This is a genomic window from Oceanobacillus sp. AG, from assembly GCF_009746545.1.
GTDB classification, from domain to species: Bacteria; Bacillota; Bacilli; order Bacillales; family Amphibacillaceae; genus Oceanobacillus; species Oceanobacillus indicireducens.
The window spans coordinates 20,087-43,233 of the sequence record NZ_WOWT01000031.1 but is presented as its reverse complement, the minus strand read 5'-3'; the positions used below and the strand labels follow the sequence as shown (position 1 = coordinate 43,233).

The 23,147-nt window shown below is 39.6% G+C and carries 22 protein-coding genes and 2 pseudogenes; 7 read left to right on the top strand and 17 right to left on the bottom strand.

Translation table 11 applies throughout. From position 1 onward, the window contains the following. Positions 1-480: a DUF948 domain-containing protein gene (locus GN217_RS15320; RefSeq protein ID WP_156857527.1), complete on the bottom strand. Its 480-nt coding sequence runs from the start codon at positions 478-480 to the stop codon at positions 1-3. A 189-nt stretch (positions 481-669) separates the two neighbouring features. Here GN217_RS15320 and GN217_RS15315 point away from each other — a divergent pair, with 189 nt between their 5' ends. Next, positions 670-1,521 carry a YihY/virulence factor BrkB family protein gene (locus GN217_RS15315; RefSeq protein WP_156857526.1) on the top strand — a complete coding sequence of 284 codons (852 nt, stop codon included), beginning with the start codon at positions 670-672 and terminating at the stop codon, positions 1,519-1,521. 262 nt (positions 1,522-1,783) lie between these two features. Here GN217_RS15315 and GN217_RS15310 read toward each other — a convergent pair whose 3' ends face one another. The 4 genes from GN217_RS15310 to GN217_RS15295 all read right to left on the bottom strand — a co-directional run bounded on the left by GN217_RS15310 (position 1,784) and on the right by GN217_RS15295 (position 5,076). After that, positions 1,784-2,305, bottom strand: coding sequence for a DUF3221 domain-containing protein (locus GN217_RS15310; RefSeq protein ID WP_156857525.1), 522 nt, complete (start codon positions 2,303-2,305; stop codon positions 1,784-1,786). Between the two features lie 18 nt (positions 2,306-2,323). Then, the gene (locus GN217_RS15305; protein WP_156857524.1) at positions 2,324-2,572 is read right to left on the bottom strand and encodes a trypsin-like serine peptidase; all 249 of its coding nucleotides are present in this window, start codon (positions 2,570-2,572) and stop codon (positions 2,324-2,326) included. 549 nt (positions 2,573-3,121) lie between these two features. Beyond that, positions 3,122-4,405, bottom strand: coding sequence for an efflux RND transporter periplasmic adaptor subunit (locus tag GN217_RS15300; protein WP_156857523.1), 1,284 nt, complete (start codon positions 4,403-4,405; stop codon positions 3,122-3,124). Next, complete coding sequence (locus GN217_RS15295) at positions 4,402-5,076, bottom strand: hypothetical protein (protein ID WP_156857522.1); 675 nt, start codon at positions 5,074-5,076, stop codon at positions 4,402-4,404. The genes GN217_RS15300 and GN217_RS15295 overlap by 4 nt, the downstream gene beginning before the upstream one ends. A gap of 455 nt (positions 5,077-5,531) precedes the next feature. On the opposite strand from GN217_RS15295, the gene GN217_RS15290 reads away from it, so the two are divergent. Beyond that, the gene (locus GN217_RS15290) at positions 5,532-6,704 is read left to right on the top strand and encodes an ROK family transcriptional regulator (RefSeq protein ID WP_156857521.1); all 1,173 of its coding nucleotides are present in this window, start codon (positions 5,532-5,534) and stop codon (positions 6,702-6,704) included. 57 nt (positions 6,705-6,761) lie between these two features. On the opposite strand, the gene gndA is transcribed toward GN217_RS15290, so the two are convergent. After that, a complete protein-coding gene (gene gndA, locus GN217_RS15285; RefSeq protein WP_156857520.1) occupies positions 6,762-8,174 on the bottom strand; it encodes an NADP-dependent phosphogluconate dehydrogenase in 1,413 nt (470 codons plus the stop codon). A gap of 333 nt (positions 8,175-8,507) precedes the next feature. On the opposite strand from gndA, the pseudogene GN217_RS15280 reads away from it, so the two are divergent. Beyond that, positions 8,508-8,892: pseudogene (locus tag GN217_RS15280) on the top strand (thiol-disulfide oxidoreductase DCC family protein). Between the two features lie 48 nt (positions 8,893-8,940). Here the strand turns inward: GN217_RS15280 and GN217_RS15275 are convergent. From GN217_RS15275 to GN217_RS15230, 10 genes and pseudogenes are all read right to left on the bottom strand, one after another. Continuing rightward, entirely contained in the window at positions 8,941-9,348 is a 408-nt protein-coding gene (locus GN217_RS15275; RefSeq protein ID WP_156857519.1) for an NUDIX hydrolase, read from the bottom strand. Between the two features lie 69 nt (positions 9,349-9,417). Further along, positions 9,418-10,410 (bottom strand): LLM class flavin-dependent oxidoreductase, encoded by a 993-nt coding sequence (locus GN217_RS15270; RefSeq protein ID WP_156857518.1) that lies wholly within the window; start codon positions 10,408-10,410, stop codon positions 9,418-9,420. A gap of 320 nt (positions 10,411-10,730) precedes the next feature. Beyond that, positions 10,731-12,638 carry an ABC transporter permease gene (locus tag GN217_RS15265; protein WP_156857517.1) on the bottom strand — a complete coding sequence of 636 codons (1,908 nt, stop codon included), beginning with the start codon at positions 12,636-12,638 and terminating at the stop codon, positions 10,731-10,733. After that, positions 12,613-13,383: an ABC transporter ATP-binding protein gene (locus tag GN217_RS15260; RefSeq protein ID WP_188858300.1), complete on the bottom strand. Its 771-nt coding sequence runs from the start codon at positions 13,381-13,383 to the stop codon at positions 12,613-12,615. Before GN217_RS15260 ends, GN217_RS15265 begins: the two co-directional genes overlap by 26 nt. A 97-nt stretch (positions 13,384-13,480) precedes the next feature. Beyond that, positions 13,481-14,458 carry a sensor histidine kinase gene (locus GN217_RS15255; RefSeq protein WP_156857516.1) on the bottom strand — a complete coding sequence of 326 codons (978 nt, stop codon included), beginning with the start codon at positions 14,456-14,458 and terminating at the stop codon, positions 13,481-13,483. Beyond that, positions 14,455-15,156 (bottom strand): response regulator transcription factor, encoded by a 702-nt coding sequence (locus GN217_RS15250; protein WP_156857515.1) that lies wholly within the window; start codon positions 15,154-15,156, stop codon positions 14,455-14,457. Before GN217_RS15250 ends, GN217_RS15255 begins: the two co-directional genes overlap by 4 nt. A 168-nt stretch (positions 15,157-15,324) precedes the next feature. Next, entirely contained in the window at positions 15,325-16,047 is a 723-nt protein-coding gene (locus GN217_RS15245) for a cytochrome c biogenesis CcdA family protein (RefSeq protein ID WP_156857514.1), read from the bottom strand. A gap of 20 nt (positions 16,048-16,067) precedes the next feature. Beyond that, positions 16,068-16,229, bottom strand: a complete 162-nt coding sequence (locus GN217_RS15240) for a hypothetical protein (RefSeq protein WP_156857513.1) — start codon at positions 16,227-16,229, stop codon at positions 16,068-16,070. Between the two features lie 92 nt (positions 16,230-16,321). After that, positions 16,322-16,864 (bottom strand): cysteine hydrolase family protein, encoded by a 543-nt coding sequence (locus GN217_RS15235; protein WP_156857512.1) that lies wholly within the window; start codon positions 16,862-16,864, stop codon positions 16,322-16,324. 20 nt (positions 16,865-16,884) lie between these two features. Further along, positions 16,885-18,339: pseudogene (locus GN217_RS15230) on the bottom strand (nicotinate phosphoribosyltransferase). Positions 18,340-18,907: 568 nt separating this feature from the next. Here GN217_RS15230 and GN217_RS15225 point away from each other — a divergent pair. The 4 genes from GN217_RS15225 (at position 18,908) to GN217_RS15210 (ending at position 21,968) form a co-directional block, all read left to right on the top strand. Then, positions 18,908-19,282, top strand: a complete 375-nt coding sequence (locus tag GN217_RS15225) for a hotdog fold thioesterase (RefSeq protein ID WP_156857511.1) — start codon at positions 18,908-18,910, stop codon at positions 19,280-19,282. A gap of 29 nt (positions 19,283-19,311) precedes the next feature. Further along, the gene (locus GN217_RS15220) at positions 19,312-20,229 is read left to right on the top strand and encodes an EamA family transporter (protein ID WP_156857510.1); all 918 of its coding nucleotides are present in this window, start codon (positions 19,312-19,314) and stop codon (positions 20,227-20,229) included. Between the two features lie 136 nt (positions 20,230-20,365). Beyond that, positions 20,366-20,791, top strand: a complete 426-nt coding sequence (locus tag GN217_RS15215; protein ID WP_156857509.1) for a MarR family winged helix-turn-helix transcriptional regulator — start codon at positions 20,366-20,368, stop codon at positions 20,789-20,791. Continuing rightward, positions 20,778-21,968: an MFS transporter gene (locus tag GN217_RS15210; RefSeq protein WP_156857508.1), complete on the top strand. Its 1,191-nt coding sequence runs from the start codon at positions 20,778-20,780 to the stop codon at positions 21,966-21,968. The genes GN217_RS15215 and GN217_RS15210 overlap by 14 nt, the downstream gene beginning before the upstream one ends. 122 nt (positions 21,969-22,090) lie before the next feature. Here the strand turns inward: GN217_RS15210 and GN217_RS15205 are convergent, their stop codons facing one another. Next, positions 22,091-23,131 carry a ribonucleotide-diphosphate reductase subunit beta gene (locus tag GN217_RS15205; RefSeq protein WP_156857536.1) on the bottom strand — a complete coding sequence of 347 codons (1,041 nt, stop codon included), beginning with the start codon at positions 23,129-23,131 and terminating at the stop codon, positions 22,091-22,093. Positions 23,132-23,147 lie beyond the last annotated feature (16 nt).

Below are 23,147 nucleotides of genomic sequence, written 5' to 3'. Positions count from 1 at the left end.
CTATCCCTCTCTCCCTGTTACTTCTACTATATCATGCTCTTCTTGAATCATAAGTTCATTCTTTTGCTTCGGCTGCTTGCCTTTCCACGTGCCATACAATTGCACTGCAACTTCACTCCATTTTATCCCTTCGATAAACGGCTTTACTTTACGATCCATTTCCTCGTCCGTTAAATTGCCTAACCCATTTTGTAGCGCAGTATTGGCAGATTGAACAGACTCACCGAATAATTGGATCGAGTCAAACATACTGTCCGTTGCTTGGACCTTTTCCGTTACATCAGCCATTAACTCATCCGTCTCTTTTATCGTCTGCGAAAGAACTGGCGTCATCTTCTCGACCCGCTCTTCGGCACTACCTAATGTTCCACGTAACGTTTGCATTGTGTTCGTCACACGCTTTAGGACGAAACAAATATAAACGACCGTGATCAGAAAGGCGATGGCTACAAGTAAAATACTAAGATAAATAAGTCCCATATGTACTGTCCCCCTCCTTTAGCATCATCCACATATTCAGGCATCTATTATAGTGATATTATACCACTAGATGGTGTAATTAAAACTTTTAACGTTTCACTTCCCTGCCTCTCTTTTTCAAAAAGATTATTTTCAAAACAGGCGGGGTATAGAGTCTATAGTAGGAAGTTTACTGGAGGTTAATGGATAATGGGTAAAATAAAAGGATTTGGAAAAGAATTATTGCAGAAGCTTAAAGAAGATAATATTACATTCCTAGCTGCCGCCTTGGCTTATTATTTCCTGTTGGCGATTTTTCCATTATTGATCGTCGGCTTTGCAATTATTCCTTATTTCAATATTTCAGCAGACGACGCGCTCGGTTTCTTCTCTACCGTCTTACCTGGAGAAATCGCCTCTTTATTTGAAGAAAATATTGTCAGCCTAGTCGAAACCCCAAGAGGCGGATTACTAACCGTCGGGATCATCGGTGCATTATGGTCGGCATCAGGCGGGATTAATGCATTCATTAAATCATCGAATGAAGCATTTAATGTGGAGGAAACCCGCTCGTTTATTACTGTTCACTTAATTTCACTTGGTCTCACAATCGGACTGATTATTTCTGTCATTGTCGCGATTCTTTTACCGGTTCTCGGAGACGTTATTTTACGATTAGTTGGATCGGTTATCGGATTGACCACAGGAATGGGGGTTTTGCTGCATATCTTGCGCTGGCTGATTAGTATCATTGTTCTTACGACATTTATCATGTTGTTGTACCGCTTTGCACCGAATAAGAAGATTTCCTTTAAGCATATTATCCCTGGAGCTTTAGTTGCTAGTCTGCTTTGGCAGATTATTTCATTCGGATTTTCAATTTATGTAAGTAATTTTGGTAACTATTCGGCAACATACGGGACACTTGGTGGGGTGATCATTCTCATGACATGGTTCTTCCTGACAGGGCTTATCCTGATGCTTGGAGCAAGTATCACTGTTATTTATCATCGCTATAAAATCCGCAACGCTACAGAACTTCACAAAGCGGCGAACATTTAGGCGATATAGATGAAAATAAATCTATATAGGTTGAATAAAACAAATGGTATTCTTGGCTGGTGCGAATTTTACAGTTGTAATGTGAATTTGTTTTAGGGCTGATGCTTAAATTCCAGTTGTGGTGTGGGTTCGGTCAGGAATAGTGCGCAATTCTCAGTTGTCGTTCGAATTCGAACGTATACCAGGGGATTGCGCACCACATTCAAACTAGCTAGGACTTTTACTATTTTTTCTTATCGCGCTAAAATAGCAATGTTTCATGCTACCTATAAACCGTACATGGGGCTATTCTTTCTACTTTTGTTATTTTCGCCTGTGCTGGAAAAGATTCCATTATAGGTCCTTCTATTTCGACTGAGATATAGTCGCCGTTCTTGAAAAAAAGCCCATCTTTATTTGTGAGTTTATTCGGAAGAGAAAGGATATCCATCCCTCTCTCTTTAAAGTAATCTTCATAGTCATCCCCTGTGTCAGTCTTTTCGTCCGTATCTTCTGTAGGAGTGATTAATTCAAAAGAGTATGTTTGGAAATACCTGTCCATATAATAATAATATTCTTCTTCCGCATCTCCCGCTAATCTTTCACGTATATCGACATAATCAAAAAAGAAATAACCTGTTACTGTTGTTATACTTGGACTCTCTGGTTCTTGATTCACCATTCCGTTATCAGAATTTACTGTAGGTTTAGGATCTTTGTTTTCCAATGGTTTGAATTCATAATTGATAAATACGATTATGCACAGCAGGGAGATTGCAATGAGTGAATATATAATTTTGCGCATCCGATTACCTTCTTTACTTTATGGACGTTTTATAAATAAAATTTTTATTGAATCTAATGCAGCCCCCAAGTTTAAATCCAAATCCCTGTAACCGGCTGAATGAACACCAATAATCCGATTATTAACATTATCTAAAATAGGTGCCCCGCTTTGACCCCCAAAAGTATCAATCGTATAATGCAGTCTACCATTACTTTCTAAGGTAGCAGGACCACTCATGATGTATTGTCTTTGTCCTAAATCTGCAGGGTATCCACCAATCTTCACGTTCCTATTGGTTGCAACTTCTAAATCTAACACACCAACACTTGACGACAGATCGTCAGCGAGATCAATAACTCCGAAATCATATTGATTTGCTAATGTATTTATATATTCCGCCGGTAACTTTATTGATGTGGCACACTTGATACTTCATCATAATTTCCATCAATTTTTCGTCATCTAATTTATATAGGCAATGTGCAACTGTTAAAATCCTACTACCTCCTAGATTAATATAATTGTCAGAAAAAATCAACATATCAAATTTTATGAAATAGCTTAATTCCACAATAAATCTAATGATAGGGTTCTAACTCTATATCAATTATTTTCTCCGTTCCAATTGAATACCAATTATTTAAATAATAATTAATTTTTATTTCACTCCAAGGTTCTTAATCCTGCCTTCTGTTTTCCAATTCGTTCACAGTGACGGGAGGAATAACTACTACCATCTCATTTATATATCAACAAAAATAAGGTACAATCCATATGCGTGATTGCACCTCTATTTCATTTACTTTTTGATTTTTTACGATTCAAAACTTACTTTTATCTCGCTAATAGACCACTGACAAATGGCTGCAACCAGTTATTCCCCTTCATATGAAACGATTCTTTCGTTACTTGCTTCCATTTTAACGGGGTAATGTAAGATGCTCCTTCTCTAAGTTGGCGAACTGGAGCTTCAGCTAGCGTCGAAGCCACATCTAGTCCGGAGTTTATTTCAAATTTTTGATCTTCATATAGTCCGGTCTCGACTGCCTTCTGTTCCAGCCTACCAGCACTGGTCATTTGCCAAACGGACCCATTTAATAAAGCATCCTCAAAAATAGTGGTCGCACCTAGCGATTCTTCAAGTGTAATCGCAAGCGTTCCATGGTAGCCTGGTAATAGCTCTGCTTCTATTTCAGTTTCAGCCTCTGCTTCCGTTTCCTCGTCCTCCATTTCTTCTTCTAAAGTATCTTCTTGGAAACTCGCAGAAAACGGGTAAATACTTTCTTTTTCTACGTTAAGTTCAGCAGGGGAATCACCAAGCGACTCCACCGCACCTTCTAGAAGAACATCCGTTTCCTCCAGTTGTAAAACAGCATTCATGCCTTCTTCCACTTCCAACCGTTCCGCTTCACTCAAATCACCTGTTGCATGGAGTTCTGTACTTTCAATAACAATCAATGGATTGCTAAGATCTGTTGAGATATGTTTTATTTTCCCTCCGAAAGGACTCTCATATGTAATCATATCCCCTGTATCACGAAGTTCTGCCAATTGATTTTCCAATGTCGTCAATTCAATCGTTTTTGCTGCTAATTCTTGTTCTTTCTCCGCGATAAATTGTTCTTTCATCAATTCTGCTTCAACCGGTGACTCTGGAAGCTCAACGAAAATATCTTCCTCGGTAATCAAAACGGAACTCGATGGATTAAATTCATTCGCAGGAATTTGGTATGCCTTCATTTGAGAAATCGCTTGTTCAGTGGCAGTGATTTCTCCTTGCACACGTTCCAGCTCCTGGAGTAAATCCGATTCGGTTTCATAATAGTTTTCCACACGGAAGGTGAATAAGCTTGAACCCGGTGTCACTTCTTCTCCAACTGACACAAGAAACTGCTGGAAAATTCCTTCCGTCCTGTCAAAGTAAATCTCCTCTTCATCTGCAGCCGCTAAGACAACTGGTTTATACAGCTCCCGCTTTAAATCCGCAGTGACGCTTTCCGACCATTTATTCACATAAGAGACCCGATCGACCCGTGCTTCGTCGTCTAAGTAGACAAGCAGTAAATTTACAGCTATAAATACAAGTATTCCTAATTGAATAAAGCGACTTCTCCTCATTCAAACCACCGACCTATCATATAAGAATCAGCGAATGCAATGGTTCCCGCAAGAACCCAACCGAGAACATGGAGCAACAAGATAAATGCCCATAACGTTCGACTTCCGACTTCAGAGAGCGTATGTAAAAACCGGTATTGGAACCAAATAATCCAAAATTGAAACAACGTAATTGCACCAAAGAAATAAATAAACCAATCGATTTCCGTAATATAGGAAGCGATGATTCCAAAGGATAGCGGGGATACAAACCAATCCAGTCCTGCAAATAAGGCAAGAGGAATCCATAGAAGCCTTTCGATCAACATGACCGCAAGCACGACTTGCTGCATGATGACGAGTTTCCCGTACGGTATTTCTGTAATCAAGTAGAAGATCAGACTCGGTATAAAAAGAAGGAACGCGGCAAATAGGGCACCATAGATCATTCGTCCAATGACAAACCATAATTTACTCGTTTCATATTTCATTGCACCAAGTTCCGCTACTCCTCCCGACAAAATGGAACTGCCGATGCCTAAATAAGCCATCCATCCATAGATAATTATCGTTGCGAGAATCAATAGAGTACTAGTTTTTCTAACGTTGGATAGTTTTTCCGCTTGTCTAATCCGAAAGATATGGTCATAGATTGATGTGAAAAATTTAAACAACTGGACACGATAGAGCATGATTCGACTTCCTTTTTAAGTTTATATGTAGTGACTTACATTTTAACCTATGTACCGAATAATTTCTATGTATTACATTAAAAAACTTGACATTTCGCCAAGCCTTTACGGCGAATGCTTGTTGAACTTATGCAGAAATAAAACTTTCTTTTATAGTAACCAATTCTTTGCATTTTAAATAAACACCCTTATTTGTTTGCCAAACCAACAAAATTAATATATACTTAACATTACATGTAAACGCTTTATAACTCAAGAGAAGCCATGATTAATCTTTAAAACATCTTTACTCGTTTGTTTGAAGTCTATCAATTTCTATTTGTGTTCTACCCCACAGAATTAGAGGATTTGTTATAATAATTACGAGGGATGAAAGCACTTGCATTATCTTAAATAAACATTAAGATATTTACAATTCATGATGGATCATCCAGACGTATGAAGGGGGAACCGAAATGGTTATTGGGGATGGCGCCTATATAAAAAAAATAAACAGGTCGCTGATTTTGCAAAAAATTATTGAGCATGAATTTATTTCACGAGCGGAAATTGCTAAGATAACAGGCTTAAATAAAGCAACGATTTCCGTCCAAGTTGCTGATTTATTGAACGAAAAGCTCGTGCAAGAAACACAACAGGAACATAACACAGTCGGCAGGCGTCCGATTATGCTTTCCATTAATGGAAATGCTGGTTATGTTCTCGGTATCGATCTCGACTTTAAAGAAATTAAATTTCAAATTGCCGATTTACAAGGAAATATAGTGGAAGTCAATACAATGGCGATCCATACAGAAGTGTACGAAGAAGTCCTTTATATTCTTGTTGAAGAAATCCGCAATTACAAGGAAAAGTATTCTACAAGTCATTATGGACTTGTTCAAACGATCATCGGTGTGCACGGTACCGTAAATAACGATGAATGGATTCAATTCATTCCGAGATTGCAATGGAGCAACAAGGACTTGAAATCAGATATTGAAAGGGAAATCGATATAGATATTTCGATTGAAAATACAGCGAACCTTTCCATTTTTGCTGAAAGAGTTTATAAATATCCTGATAGCGATAACATGCTTGGTATCGTACTGGGTTCGGGGATTGGGGCAGGAATTATTAACGATGGTAAACTTGTAAAGGGACACGATGGTTATGCTGGAGAAATTGGTCATATGATTATCTCCCCGTTTGGGCAAGAGTGCAGTTGTGGTAACTCAGGCTGTTGGGAACTTTATGCAGCAGAGTCGGTTGTCTTTTCACAGTTGATGGAAAAGCTTGACCGCCCGAACTTAAATTATCATGACATTAAGCAATTACTGGCTGCAGAAGATCCAGAAACTTATGATGTAATGAAGAACTTTATCAGTTATATATCCATTGGATTAAACAATATGATTAATTCCTATAATCCTGAAACATTGATTATTAACAGTGAGTTATTGAAGGTATATCCAAATGCGATTGAAGAGATTGTCGCAAACTTGAAGTCTTCAGTCAGTGTGTATGGCCAAATCGTCTTATCTGACCTTGGAAAAGATGCTAGTGTTTTAGGGGCAAGTGCGCTTGCAATCCAGAACTTTTTTGAAGTCAAAGAAGTGGTCTTCTCCCGGGAGGAAGTTATAGCTTAGTAAGTAAAAGTTGAAATAAAAACGAGTCATTCAAAATGAATTGACTCGTTTTTTTAATTAGAACCAGTTCGTATGGAACGTTCCTTCTTTATCTTTACGCTCGTACGTATGAGCACCAAAGTAGTCGCGTTGTGCTTGGATTAAGTTTGCTGGTAAGTCTTCCGCACGGTAGCTGTCATAGTAAGCAATTGCGCTTGAGAATGTTGGTACAGCAATACCATGCTTAATTGCAAGTGCAACAACTTCACGCAATGCATCTTGATAGCCTTCCACAATCTCTTTGAAATATGGGTCTAGCATTAAGTTCGCTAAGTTTGCATTGTTATCATAAGCATCTTTGATCTTTTGCAAGAAGTCTGCACGGATAATACATCCCCCGCGCCAAATCATTGCAATATCACCATACTGAAGGTCCCAACTGTTCTCTTCAGATGCTGCACGCATTTGTGCAAAACCTTGCGCATAGGAAACAATCTTACTCATGTATAGAGCTTTACGTACCTTTTCAATCAATTCCTTGCGGTCACCATCAAACTGGGATGGGGATGGGGATGGGCCAGACAACACTTTGCTTGCTGCAATACGTTCATCTTTCAAGGAAGAGATGAAGCGAGCAAAGACGGACTCTGTAATAAGTGGTAGCGGAACTCCAAGGTCAAGGGCGTTCTTACTTGTCCATTTACCAGTTCCTTTTTGACCAGCTTTGTCCATAATTACCTCTACTAGCGCTTTGCCTGTTTCGTCATCTTTCTTCTTGAAGATGTCTGCAGTGATTTCAATTAAGTAACTGTCAAGTTCGCCTTTGTTCCACTCAGCGAATACTTCACTTAATTCGTCAGCTTCCATGCCAAGAACATGTTTTAGAATAAAGTATGCTTCTCCGATTAATTGCATGTCGCCATATTCAATCCCGTTATGAACCATCTTCACAAAGTGACCTGCTCCATTTGGTCCAATGTACGTAACACATGGGTCGCCTTCAACTTTTGCGGAGATTGCTTCAAAGATAGGTGCAACAAGTTCGTAAGCTTCCTTCTGTCCGCCTGGCATGAGAGATGGACCTTTTAAAGCGCCCTCTTCCCCACCAGATACACCAGTACCGATGAAGTGAATACCTGTTTCGTCCAACATTTTATTACGACGCATTGTATCTTCATAAAGTGTGTTTCCACCATCGATTAGAATATCGCCTTCTTCTAAATACGGTTGTAATGATTCGATTGTCGCGTCTGTAGCTGGTCCTGCTTGAACCATCAACATGATTTTACGTGGCTTCTCTAGGGAATTTACAAATTCTTCAATTGTTTCTGCGCCAACAAAATTCTTGCCTTTTGCTTCGTTTGCTAAGAATTCCTCTGTTCGTGCGTATGTACGGTTATACACTGCAACGGAATAACCTCTGCTCTCAATATTCATTGCCAGGTTCTTACCCATGACAGCTAAGCCAATTACACCAAATTGTTGTGCCATATTATTCCCATTCCTCTCATAGATTGTGGTTTTTATATTATTATAAATGCTCTATCTAAACATAACTTCCATTAATATAACTGGTATTCAAGATTACATCCGGAACCTAAAGGGAAAACTTAATCTATTTCCCTAAACTACTTAATTAAAAAAATAAAGATTCCTCTCCATCTTGTTATATCAATTAATTGACTGACCAAACAAATTAAGTATTTCATAATTATATCATATCGGACTAGTACAGGTTTTACAAGTGATAATGCGTGGGAATACATTGTAGAAACTGCGGATTCATCATATAATGATTATAACAAATTACAGGAGCGACCGTGTATGAATAACATTATATTATTTGATGGTGAATGCCACTTTTGCGATGCGAGCGTCCAGTTTATTATTAAAAGAGATCCAAAAGCTATTTTCTCATTCGCTTCCCTCCAAAGTGCAACAGGAAAACAACTTTTAGCTGCATACAAACTTTCTGAGAACCTCGACAGCATGGTGCTTATTGCTGACGGGAAAGCCCACCTTAAATCGAGTGCTGCCCTACGGATTGCCAAGGAGTTATCAGGCATTTGGAAATTAGCGTATGCCTTTATCATGATGCCACGTCCAGTTCGGGACTTATTTTATGATGTAGTCGCTCAGATATAAATGGTTTGGGAAAAAGGAAAGCTGTGCAATCCCTTCCCCTGAGGTAAGAAAAAGGTTTTTATAAAATTAACGTAAATTAAATCCTATTGAAGCGGCGGGAATGCATTCTTGTTTATTTCATTAAACATTCAATTAGAAATTCCCGATCTTCCGGAAACGATAATTCAAGTTCTTTTATTTCTTGTACATTCTTCCAGGTTATCCCATGAATGAGTTGATCAGGATCTTGAATACTTCTAGTACCGCCAATAATTTTTACTAAGAAAAAATGGACTTCTGCAGAAATATTATATGCTTCATATTTTCTTTTTTTCACTTTCATTTTTTTGATAATTTCTGTTTTATATCCCGTTTCCTCTTCTACCTCCCTTATACAACAATCTTCAAATGTCTCATTCCGTTCTTTTCCACCAGAAGGTATGGACCATGTTCTTCTCTCGTCAGGCGCACCTTGCAAAACCATCAATAACTCGCTTTTTTCATTTATACAGACGCCAGCGGCTCCTCGCCACTCCTCCATACGAAAGCCCCCTTTAAGATTTGTGATGTCATCTCGTATAAAACTTTCTAAGCCCTCTTAATCTTTTATTTACAACAATTCTCTCGCAAGCAACCGATACACATCCAACCGTTTCTCCTGCGAATGCGGGATACTCACAATCATCGCTTCATCAAAGCCATACTGCTCCTGCTGCTCCCTTAACGTTGCTGCCACTTCTTGCGCACTGCCCACAAGGTGCAATTTACGATTATCTTGAATCTTCATCTTATCCACTTCTGTTAATGGGTAATCTTTTGCCTCTTCCGGTGTAAGGACTTGTATATTTTTCCCCTTCTCGAAAAGCAGACGCCAAATATCCTGCGGTTTCGCTTCGTATTCTGCTTCTTCTTTCGTTTCCGCAGTCGTCACCATGTAGCAGACATTAATCTCCGGTTTATCCATGAAACTGGAAGGTTCGAAGCTGTTCTTATATATATCAAAAACTTCTTTTTCCATCTCCCCGGTGAAAAACTGTGCATAGGAATACCCAACACCGCTGCGTCCGGCCTGTGTTGCACTATCACCTGTTGAACCGAGTAACCATGCTTCTGGTAAAGTGACTTGATACGGGGAGGCAATCATTCGCTGATATAACGGATCGTCTGGGACCTCGTCGCTGATGAGCTGAAGTGCTGTTTCTAATTTTTCATACATATTATGGACCATCGGCTGCCTTCCTTCTGATAAGGCATAGATAGAATAATTATCGCCCCCAGGAGCTCTTCCTACTCCGAAATCTATTCTCCCTGGAGAAAAAGCACTTAATGTTTTAAACACTTCAGCCATTTTCAATGGAGAATAATGCATCATCATAATACCGCCTGTTCCAATCCGGATGTTTTTTGTCTTTGCGGCTAAATGGGCGACGGTGATTTCCGGTGCGGAACTTGCAAGCGTGTTCGTGTTATGGTGTTCTGCCATCCACATCCGATGGTACCCTAATTCATCCCCTAAGATAGCCAACTCTTCCGCTTTCTTTAAGGCATCAGATGCTCGGTTTCCTTTTGTAATCGGAGCTTGATCCAGTATGCTTAACTTCATTTTATCGATCCCTTTCCAACATTTTTTTAATCTATTGCCTAGTATAATACATCATTTCACGAACACCATTCATCTGCTTGCACAAACAAAGGCGGAAGCGCCCTCGCAGGTTAAAAACGCGATTCGTTTCGCAACACCTGGGACTGCGATTACTCGTCCCACCGAAGGGCGTTTGCATTAGCACATCCAGTAGTCGTAGCAACGTACAAACTGCGCCTCCTAGGATAGGAGGTAGTTCGATGTTATTATTTTTGTTTTATAGTTTCTTATGCACTAAAAAATCCTAATGCAGCCACGAAGGCCACCTTAGGATTTCCCTTTTAGTTCACAATATGTTTTTTTATTCTCCGTATATAATTATGACGGATGAAGATATAGTAAATAATTTGGATCAGTGTGAAGCTCCCAAGAACAAGAACAGAGCTTTCGAGCATACTTGTAGCGAACATGTTCTTTAGTGCCGTTAAAGCAACTGCACCATGGATAACTGCTACGATAATTGGAATAAAGAACAGTAAGGCAAGCTGTGTTGTTAACACTTTCGACAATTCCTTATCCGTCAGTCCGATTTTACTAATCATCGCGAACTTCTGCTGCTCACTTTCTAAATCCGCATACAAGCGGAAATACAAGAAACTACCTGCTGCTACGAAGAATACAACACCAATGAATAAGCCGATAAACAGAACTGTACCGAAAGATTGATTGATAATATACCAATCGTAACCAAGATTACTAAAGGTGAAGTGCTCACCATATCCATTCGTGTCACTTACCCCTAGCTCTTCTAGCAGCTGTTCTCCTATATCCGCTGTCGCTTTCCAATCTTCTACTTGAAAGGCATAGAAGGTTTCCTGCTCAAAGTCAGTGATTGTATCATAAAATGCATCATCAACAATTAAATAATTTTCAAACGTACGAATCAGAGCCGAACCGAATGCTGTTATCTGATTTACTTCATTACCCGCAAATTCAAGCATTCGCTTCCCCTCCACTTCTTTTGGTGGAAGCATTGCACTATGATAATACAGGTAAGCCGCCTCCTGTCCATCTAAGGCAACCTGTTCCTCGCCCCGTCCTGCTGCTTCAGCAATTGCATTAAACTCCGACTCGGAAATAATCCCCGTTAGTGGATTATAGCCATCATCGGCGAGACTTGGAATTGAAACATTTTTTATATGAACAGGCAGTTTCTGATAGGTAATGCCATCAAGTTTATCCTCAATAATTGCAATATGTTCCGTTTCTTGTTCATCCCCATGCTCTGAATAATATTCTACCGCAAAGGGACGTTCATCTAATATATTATTCGTAATCATAAACCGGAAACCGACAAGCGTACCTATCGCAGTAAACGCAACCGTTGATACAATTGCAACAAAGAAAAAGGTGCGCGCATTATCCTTCATCCGGTGCGCCAAATCGGAAAATAATACGAGATTCGTCTTTTTCCAAAACAGCCCTTTTCGTTTTTTCAACCGATTGATCATAAAGACACTTAATTGAGTGAAAAGGAAATAGGTCCCGATAATGACAATAATTGTTACAGGAATCATGGCGAATACGACTTGATCCCCTTTCACTGTTAATGCAACCCCGTAACCAACCGCCAGTAACATAGCAGCTAATAACGAGAGGAGAACAGAAGCTTTCGGTTCTTTCTTCGGAACAGCGCTTCCCTTGATCAAATCGATTAATTTATTTCCTTTCAAGATGAACACCGTGAAGAAGGATATCACAACAAACAAGAGTAAGAATGCACCACAAGTAAGCAAGATCGCTTCCCATGGCATATAAAACGGCAAGGATTCTTTTAACTCAAGCACCGTTTCCGCCGTCATTAGGATGAGCTTCGCGAACACAAGCCCGATTCCCACACCGAAAATCGTTGCAATGAAGCCGATCAACACATTTTCTAAAAAGACCATCCTATGCAATTGCTTATTCGTCATACCGAGCATAACCATTAAGCCGAATTCCTTCTTCCGTGAATGAAGGAAGGCACTCATCGAAACGAGTACAAAGATGAACGAAAAAACATAAATAATTCCCTCAGCAAAATGCAGACCTACCGTAACGCTCGAATGCACTTCCTTTAATGCCGGGTGAAAGGCAAAAATCGCATAAACAAAGAAAACCATTACTGAAAATAAGCTACTAAGGAAATAAGCAGCATAGACCCGTTTATTTCTTAAGACATTATTAAACGCGAATTGACGAAAGGTCACTTGTATCTCCCCCCAACAGCGATAGCACATCAATTATTTTTTGAAAGAAAGCTTGACGGTTATCTCCACGCTGAATCTCGTTATATAGCTTCCCGTCCTTAATAAAAACAACCCGCTGCGTGTGACTTGCAGCGATTGGATCATGGGTCACCATCATCATCGTTGTCCGGTCGTCCCGATTAATTTGCTCAAGCATTTCCATTACCGTCCGGGATGCTTTAGAGTCAAGGTTACCTGTTGGCTCGTCGGCGAGCACCATTTTCGGCTGGTGGATAATCGCTCGGGCTATGGCCGTCCGCTGTGCTTGTCCACCGGAGATTTCATAAGTGCGGTTTTTTAAAATTTCCAAGATGCCGAGCTTTTCAGCAACTGCTGCGACACGCTTCTCCATTTCTTTGACCTTTGTTCCTTCAAGCGTGAGTGGCAGCACAATATTTTCCTCCACGGTCAATGTCGACAACAAATTAAAATCCTGAAACACAAAGCCCAATTCTCGGCGGCGGAACTCTGCCATTTCATTATGTTTCATCTCTAGCGGATTCTTGCCACTGATAAGAATCGAGCCTGAAGTTGGCTGGTCAATCGTTGCAACCATATTGAGCAATGTCGACTTACCGCTTCCCGAAGGACCCATGATTCCAACAAATTCCCCTTCCTCAATAACTAAATCAATATCCTCAAGCGCTTTATGCGCTACTTTTCCATCATATACTTTGCTTACGTTTTGTGTTTTTAAAATTTCCATACTAAAAACCCCTTTCCTTCTACAACTAGTGTAAAAGAAAAGAGGAATTTTAAACATCGGTCTAGCTTTCAATTAGCTTACATTTCTGTAAGGTTTCTTAACTCGGGAATGTTAATTTGACTAATGTCCCTTTTCCAGGCGTAGATTCTATTTCCACAGTATGTCCTAGGTTGTCACATATATCTCGAACTAGCGCAAGTCCCATCCCCGTCGATTCACGATAAATCCTTCCATTTTCACCTGTGAAAAATGGAGCAAATACACGTTTTATATCTGATTTCGGAATACCGACACCATGGTCTTGAATGAATAATTGAACTCCTGCAGCAGTCCTTGCTTCCGAGATATAAATCTTATGTGCTTTCCCTGCCGAATATTTTACAGCGTTCGTAATAAGCTGGTTGATGACAAAGACTAACCATTTCTCATCTGACTCCACACGAACTTCCGAAAGGTCGAGCTCCGGGTAAACCCTGTTCTTAATGAATAGCCGCTTATTATCGCGAATTACTTGTTCCACCGCTCGCTTTAATCCGACCGATTTCACGTGAAAGTCTTGTTCGAACACTTCTAGGCGAGCAGCATATAAAACCATTTCCAATCCCTTTTCAAGCTTATCCGTTTCTTCACGGATACTTAGAATTTGCTCATCTTCATATTCCTGGATAATCAACTCGATGACAGATAATGGTGTCTTCATCTGGTGCACCCATTGATTGATGAATGTCATATGTTCATTTTTCTTACTGTTCGCATGTGCTATTTCGCTAATATATAAACGATGTTGTGTCTTTAAGAGTTCGCTTAGGGCAGCAGAAAGTGGAGCTTCGTCAAATGTTTCAAACACTTCCTCCAGCCAGGCAATCGGATTTGCCAAGCGTTGGTAAAATTTCCGTAATGTAACGTAACGGTATACTAAATAACCTGTTAGAAAGAGGATGCTTAAAAATAAAAGATAAAAGATGAGTGACACTTCACGAAGGCCGCTTAACCAGAGCACAAGCACCATAACCGTGAGCTGAATAATATTTAAAAAAATGAGCGGAAACTGGTCACGAAAAAATAGTTTCTTCATGAGCCGTGCTCCCAATTCGCTACGAGCCGGTAGCCTGCACCTCGAATCGTTTCAATCGCATCTTGAATCCCTAACTCCTGCAACCTTTTCCGAACGCGAGTGACATTCACATTCAGTGTATTTTCATCAACAAAAGCTTGGTCATCCCACAGCTTTTCGAGGAGTAATTCCCTTGATACAACCCTCGGAGAACGACTCAACAGCATTTCGAGCAAAACAGCTTCTTTCTTTGTTAGAGTAATCACGTTTCCACCTTTCACTAATTCCATCCGTTCCGCGTAAAGAGTAAGCCCGTCCAGCTCAATCTTCCGCTCTTCCACTTTTGGTGCATATTCCCCGTATGCTCTCCGTAAGTTACTCTTAATTTTCGCAACGACGACTTCATAAGCGAATGGTTTCGTAATATAATCATCCCCGCCATTTTCCAGTGCCATGACTTGATCCATCTCCCCTGAACGGGCAGAAATGAATATGATCGGACAGGTTGAAAACTGTCTAATCTGCCTGCACCAGTAGAAACCATCAAAGCTAGGTAAATTAATATCCAATAATACAAGATCCGGTTGAACTTTGTGGAACTCTTCCGTTATTGCATCAAATTGTTCTGCGACTACCGCGTTATAACCATATTTTTGCAAATGGCTCTGCAGGAGTACGGCAATCTTTGGATCATCCTCGATAATTAAGATCTTCGCCATTGGTAACCGTCCTTTTATACATAAGTTATAATCGTTCCTTATAGTATAACGTAAGTCGGACCATTTTTAACATAAGCATTTCAATTGAATAAACGGGAATCGATCTAAGCAATTCAAGTTTTGATTCACTCACTGGATGATATAAATATATTTCTTTCCCTCCAAAGACTAAAACCCTTGGAAATCCCCAAAAATTGGCGCAAATAATGAATTAAAAATAGTGAACATATCAAAAAACAATATAATTCCCATTAGAATCATGATGCTTCCACCGACTTTCATAAATGCACCACTGTATTTTTTAATCCACGTAAATTTCCCGATAAAAAATGCCATCAACAGAAACGGGATACTAAAGCCTAATATATAAGCTCCCATGTACCAGATACCTTGGGACGGATTCGCGCCGACAAGAGCTAACGTGGCTGCTAATATCGGTCCCATACAAGGTGTCCAGCCCAATGCAAAGGTTAAACCAATCAACACAGTGCCTAGATAACCAGATGGCTTGTTTTTTAAGTTTAGTTTATGGTCTTTCATCAAGAAGGTCGGGGTGAAGATCCCAACTGTAACTAAACCAAAAAACACGATGAAGATCGCGCCGACCTGGCGGATGATATCTCCGTATTGTATATACCACGTCTCAATTAAACTGGCACTTCCAGTTGACCCTAATCCCAGCACGAGATAAATAATGGAAAATCCTAATAAAAAGAATAATGTATGAAATATCGCTTTGCGTTGTCCTCCTATTTTACCGCTTTGTACATCAGACACACTCATTCCAGTAATATAGGATAAGAATGCTGGATAGAGCGGAAATACACAGGGTGATACAAAGGATAATACCCCTGCGCCAAACGCTAGAATAATAGAAACTTCCGTTAGCATACTCCACCTCCTTTGCTTTGCTATTTCATTTCTTTACACTTAGTAAAATGGTGTAAGACAATCGCTAGTTCTTCTTTCGAGTAATTTAAAAGCAGCGACTTTATTTGATTTCTTTCTTCTTCAGAAATTGTCTTTATTGTTTCATGCGCACCCATGTCACTCTTCCCTTTCACAAACGTCATTGCTATTCCTTTTACCTTACACTAGGATAAGTATTTGTTATCATACTATACTTAAGAAGCCAAGCACACTTGTAACTTCAATCGTGAGCGGTTCAATCAATCACTTCTGTATGGAAACAACGTACCATATGATTAACCATTGTTTCCCCAAGATCTGTAAACGTTGCTATACCTCGTTTGTGAATCGCCGTTTTAAAACCTTCTGCATCTGCTCCTGAAACTGTTAAAAAGTCACAGATATCCGTCGTTACCCCAACGGTATGAACCTTCTCCACACCCGCCTTCCTGAATGTTTCAGCCAAATCTGTTTGGAAGAATGCATTATAGTTAGTCTTTGCCGAATATATTAGGTTTTCATTATTCTGATTAGCTTCGTACCAATCATAGAGCTCCCCGTACAATTGCTGGCCTTCCGTACCGACAATATTATGAGGTGGCCATAATTCGAAGTGAGGGTCATTTGGCTGATGGGCATCCATCGATACAACAACCATCTTTCCTGCTTCTAGAAATTCGGTTGCCAAATCCTTAATGTAAGGTACAATTTCTTGTGCTGGTTTACCGACAGTTAATGGGCCATCGTCTGCTACAAAGTCATTACTCATATCAACAATTAATAACGCTTCTTTTACCAATTTGAATCCGCTCCTATATGTTATTTTTTAAAACTATATTTTTTCATTTCTTCTATATGCTTCATCTTGTTATCCCAACAAGCCTGACTTAAATCGACTGGATATTCTTCCGGATTTAAGGAACGCTTGTATTCTTCCCATAATAGATTCAATTGTTCCTTGGAGTAAGATTGAATCTATTGGAGTGGTGGGTTTTCATACATAAGTATACCATCCACAAAAATATCCTCATGTAAATCCTTTGCGATGAAATTGGTAACAAAACTTCCAATATACGTATGCACGGGATGGAACATATGAAGTTTAGATTCTTTTTCAGGTTGTTCGTAATTTAAGGCGATATAATCCCCTTCTGATTTATTTGTAAATTTATTAATGATACGGTATACCTTTTTTAGTCCCGGTGTCGTAACCTTTTCAGGACTGGAAGAAAGCTTGATCCGATCGGTCATTTCGCCATTTTCATCTTCCATAGCTACCATCTTATATACGGCTCCCAAGGCTGGTTGGTCGAAAGCAGTAATCACTTTCGTTCCAATACCCCATGCGTCGATTTTCGCTCCTTGTGCGTTTAAATTCATCATGGTATATTCATCTAGATCATTTGAAGCGATGATTTTGGTATCTACAAACCCTGCTTCATCTAATAATTTTCTTGCTTCCTTGGAGAGATAGGCTAAATCTCCACTGTCTAATCGAATCGCTTCAAAATTTATGTTATCGCCAAGCTCTTTCGCAACTTTGATTGCCGTTGGAACACCTGACTTTAACGTATCATAAGTATCCACTAGGAAAACGCAATTCTTGTGGGATTTTGCATATTTGTGGAAAGCAATATATTCATCTTCATATGCCTGAACATACGAATGGGCATGCGTTCCAGATATAGGAATACCGAAGCGCTTGCCTGCTCGAACATTGCTTGTGCTAGAGAAGCCACTGATAAAAGTTGCTCTCGTACCCCATAATGCAGCATCAAATTCATGCGCGCGTCTCGTACCGAATTCCGATGCCGGCTTGTCCCCCGCAACTTGCATAATCCGGGAGGCCTTCGTTGCAATAAGCGTTTGGTAGTTAACGATATTCAACAGAGCCGTTTCAATTAGTTGCGCCTCGATTAACGGGGCTTCGACTTGAAGAATTGGTTCATTATTAAATACAACCTCGCCCTCCTTCATTGCACGGACATTCCCTGTAAAGCGCACCGTTCGTAAATAGTCAATAAAATCTCGCTTGTAGCCTAACTCCTTTAAATAATCCAGATCACTTTCGGAAAAATGAAAGGTCTGTAGATAATCGATGATTCGTTCTAACCCAGCAAATATTGCATATCCATTCCCAAATGGCAACTTCCTGAAATACAAATCAAATACAGCTTTTTTATGATGAATATTATCTTCCCAATAAGCTTTTGCCATATTAATTTGGTATAGGTCCGTATGAAGGGCAAGACTATCATCACTGTAATTGTTCATAATAATTTCCTCCTAAGCTGACTAATGGTGCTTGGACACCCGTACTATAAATAAACTTTACACCTACTCATTTGTTTTTTCACCTTTTTTGCAATATATCTTTTGCAAAGTCAACAAGTTCATGCACTTCTTTTGTCCGTAAGAAATTTATATCCAAGCGAGCAAGATGTGCTCATTTTGCTTAGCGCGTCATCTTTAAGATATATCATAGCATGGCACCCATTTTTATACCCTATCTTTCAAAAAGACGATCTTCCGGAAATCCTGCTTATCTAAAATGATCATATACATTCGATGTAACGACAAAGAAGTCTTTATTTTTTTATCTTAGCTTCAATCTGTGTGAAAAAGAAAAAGCCTGAATAAAGTTCTATTAACTTCATCCCGGCTTTTATCATGTCTAGAACATTCTCTCCATCTCGTTTCATATTCATATCTAACATCCTTTTACTGTTTTATTCCTTATGAAAAGGTATGAATCACTTTCAGTATAACCTATGTTACCATGTTTACAAAGCAGTCTCTTCCAGCTATGATGAATACAGAATTCAGGTAGGGAGGACGTAAGATGAATACAATCATGGATGCCATTGGAATAGAGATAATTGAAGTAACAAAGGAAAAAGTGATAGCGACAATGCCTGTACATGGACCAACACGCCAGCCTTATGGATTGCTGCATGGAGGAGCGTCAGTGGTTCTTGCGGAGACCGTGGCCAGTGTAGGAAGCATGAATCTAGTAGATGCTGAAACGGAAGCAGCAGTGGGGCTTGAGATTAATGCGAACCATATCCGCAGTGTGCGGGATGGTAACGTAACTGCAGTTGGAAAACCGCTCCATATCGGAAGGACAACCCATATATGGGAAGTTAAAATTACGGATGAAGCAACAGGCAAGCTTGTCTGTGTATCCCGTTGTACAATCGCAGTCATTCAGAAATAAGCATTTATAATTATGATGGTGAAGAAAGAATGAGTAGACAGAACAGGAAACTAGGGTTTTTCTTTGTTATTATCGGTGCAACATTTTGGGGAGTCGGTGGTACGGTTTCCCAAAAACTTTTTCAAGATTTCCAAATTGAAGTAGATTGGCTTGTTACCGTCCGATTGCTTGTTTCTGGAATCTTATTATTAACGATTCAATATCTCACAAGGGATAAGAAACAAGTATTCGATGTTTGGAAAAATAAGCGGAATGCGTTCCAGCTTCTTATATTCGGACTTTTTGGTATGCTTGCGGTCCAATATACGTATATGGCTTCGATAAATCACGGAAACGCGGCTGTTGCTACCCTATTACAATATCAAGCGCCAATTATGATTATCGCCTATTTATTGGTACGGAGACAGATGAAGTTAAGAAGAATTGATTTTGTAACTGTCTTCCTTTCTTTGAGCGGCTGTTTCTTTTTACTGACGAATGGATCGTTATCAGGATTATCTGTCCCCGCACCGGCAGTCATCTGGGGAATTCTGTCAGGGGTCGCTTTCGCTTTTTACACATTATATGCTGCTTCCCTCCTCGCCTATTTCGATTCCCTCGTTATTGTCGGCTGGGCGATGGTCATTGGAGGCTTCACGTTAAGCTTTATCCATCCACCATGGCAAATGGATTTCGCGGCGCTCCCACTAGAAGGGTATCTTTATTTATTTTTCGTCGTGATTTTTGGAACGATGATTGCTTTTTGGTTTTTCATCGAGAGTTTACATAGTCTTTCACCAAAGGAAACGAGTTTAATAGGTAGCTTAGAGCCGCTCGCCGCAGTTTTAACGACTGTATTTTGGCTGAAAGAGCCATTCGGATCGTTTCAATGGCTTGGCACAGCTTGTGTGATTGCGATGATTGTCTTTATGGCTTTAGCAGATAGTGAGAAAGCTGAGATTGAATGAGGAAGAGACATTCAGGAGTATGGCCTGGATGTCTTTTTATGCTTTTTTACTTTTGACATTTCCTTTAAAATACTCTATAGTTTCCTTCATTAACTATTACCCTAGGTAACTAATTTTCGCAGGAGGAGGTTAAAACTTGGAAGGATTCTTTCAGTGTTATTTAAGCTTATATCGCCCGCTCATTAGCAAATTGAATGAACTATTAAGCGATCATGGACTTTCCTATTCCTTATGGCAAGTTATCTTTTACTTAAATAATAACGGGCCCTCTACATTAGTTGAGATTGCGAACTACTATAATGTGGAGAAACCAACAATCACAAGGAGAGTTCACCGCTTGGAAGAAATGCAAATTATAAAACCAATTCCGAGTGAAGACAGAAGAGAGAAGATTATTCAATTAACGGATTTGGGTAAAGAGATTTATCGAACATGCAGAATAAAAATAACGGATTTAGAAAATCATGTCATGGAAGGTATCACGAAGGAAGAGCAACTAGCTGCTTATCATATCTTCCCTAAATTACAAGAGAATATTAGAAAGGATAATGAACGTGAGTAAACCGAAACTATGGACAAAGGATTTCATCATTACTGCCATGATTAACTTTTTCCTGACGATGGTCTTTTACTTATTAATTGTCATCATGGCGGTCTACGCTTCTAACGAATATCAAGCTTCCACAAGCCTTGCTGGGCTCGTAACTGGAATCTTTATTATCGGCACGCTGATCGGAAGACTATTAGCTGGGCGAAATATTGAGTTGATCGGCCGGCGGAAAACATTATTTATTGGCTTAATTCTTTTTACGATTATGAGTATTTTTTATATTTTTAGTGCGAGTATCTATTCGCTATTAATTGTGCGACTGTTGCATGGATTTACACTTGGAATAGCGAGTACAGCAGCTGGAACAATTGTTGCTGACCTGATTCCGGCATCTCGAAAAGCTGAAGGGATCGGCTATTACAGTATGAGTGCAACTTTGGCTGCAGCTATTGGTCCATTCTTTGGGCTTTATCTAAGTCAAAACACGAGCTATTCGATTATTTTTGGTTTCTGTTTACTATTGGGGGTTATTAGTTTAATTACAGCATTTCTAATCAATGTGCCAAAAGTAGACTTTTCAATAGAAGAGTTAGAGGAGAAAGGATTTAAAATCTCTAATTTTATCGAACCAAGGGCGATGTCTATTGCAATTATTGTTCTCGTGCTAGGTCTTTGCTATTCGAGTGTGCTTTCTTATATTAACTTTTATGCCGCAGAAAAAAACCTCGTTGAAGTGGCGAGTTTCTTCTTTCTCGTCTACTCTGTGGCAATCTTACTATCACGCCCTTTCACTGGCCGCTTAATGGATTTGAAAGGAGCAAACTATGTCATGTATCCAGCTTTTGTGATTTTTACAGCTGGAATGCTGCTTCTAAGTACAGCAAGTGGCGGGATGACTCTATTATTGTCTGGATTTCTGATTGGTCTTGGGTTTGGGAATATCCAGTCCTGCTCACAGGCTATCGCAGTTAAGCTGACCCCGCCTCACCGATTAGGACTCGCTACATCAACCTATTTTATTGCGCTTGATGCAGGGCTTGGGTTCGGCCCTTATCTGCTCGGATTCATTATACCTTTAATAGGTTACAGTTCCCTTTACGGTATTTTAGGTTTTGTAGTATTAGCTTCAACCGTGCTTTATTTCTTCTTGTATGGTAGAAAAGAGAAGCAAATGCTAAGAATAACATAACAAAAATCCGAACAATCTAAGGTAGAAGTTCCTCTTAGATTGTTCGGATTTTCCTATCTAACAAACGATTCTTTTATCGCGCATTAACGGTCTGTAATACCTCCACTGAATGAAGTTTCACTTTATAAGTCGTCAAACCCGTTCAAATCACTTACTTTTGTATAGGCACGTGACTTTTGCTCAAAGAAGTCTGTCTTCGTTCCATCAAAGTTATCTACATATGCGCGAATCCATTTCATCGGATTATCGAAGTAACCATCATATATCTCACTTAAGCCCAACATACGTAACATCTTATTCGCTCGATATTTAATATAGCCTTCCATTTCATCTAAATCAATTCCATCAACATGAGCTAATACATATCTGGACCAATTAATCTCTTGTTCCACCGAATGACGGAACGCATCATATACCCACTCATTGAACGCTTCCGTATTATACTCCGGATTCTCAGCTAGTGTTGCGCGGAACAATTCGCCAATATATCTTCCGTGCTCGAGCTCGTCCCGATTAATATAGCTGATCATCGTACTAGTTCCTACCATTTTATTATTTCGTGCTAAGTTATAAAAGAAGGCAAATCCGGAATAGAAAAACATTCCCTCCAGCAGAGAAGTATAGACCATGACTTTTAATATGTTTTCGATTGTCGGATTCTCTGCAAATTCATTATAAACTTTGATAATCCGTTCGTTCCGTTTTAGGAGAACTGGATCTGTCCGGCCTAACTCGAATGACTTATTCTGTTCATCCAACGACACGACAGATGATAAAACATACGAGTAGCTCTCATTATGCACAGCCTCTTGCTGCGAAATTACAGCCATAATGGATTGTACGGATGGATCGGTTGCGTATAAAGATAATAACAAGGCCGTCCGTGTCTGTGGTGCATCTAACGTAGACAGTAATCCGATAATCTTCAAATAGGCATCCTGTTCATCCTTCGTCAACTCGGGAAACTGCCTAATATCGGAAGACATATTGATTTCATCCGCTTGCCAGTAGTTTCCTAGTAACTTTTTGTAAATCTGATACCAATGGGGATATGCAATATCATTCCAATTTAAAATACCACTGGACTTCCCCCCAAAAATCCCTGTTGATTTATTAGGGTTTTTTGGTTCTAACGTTCTAGCTTTTTTTAAAACTACAGTCATATTTGTATTCCCTGCC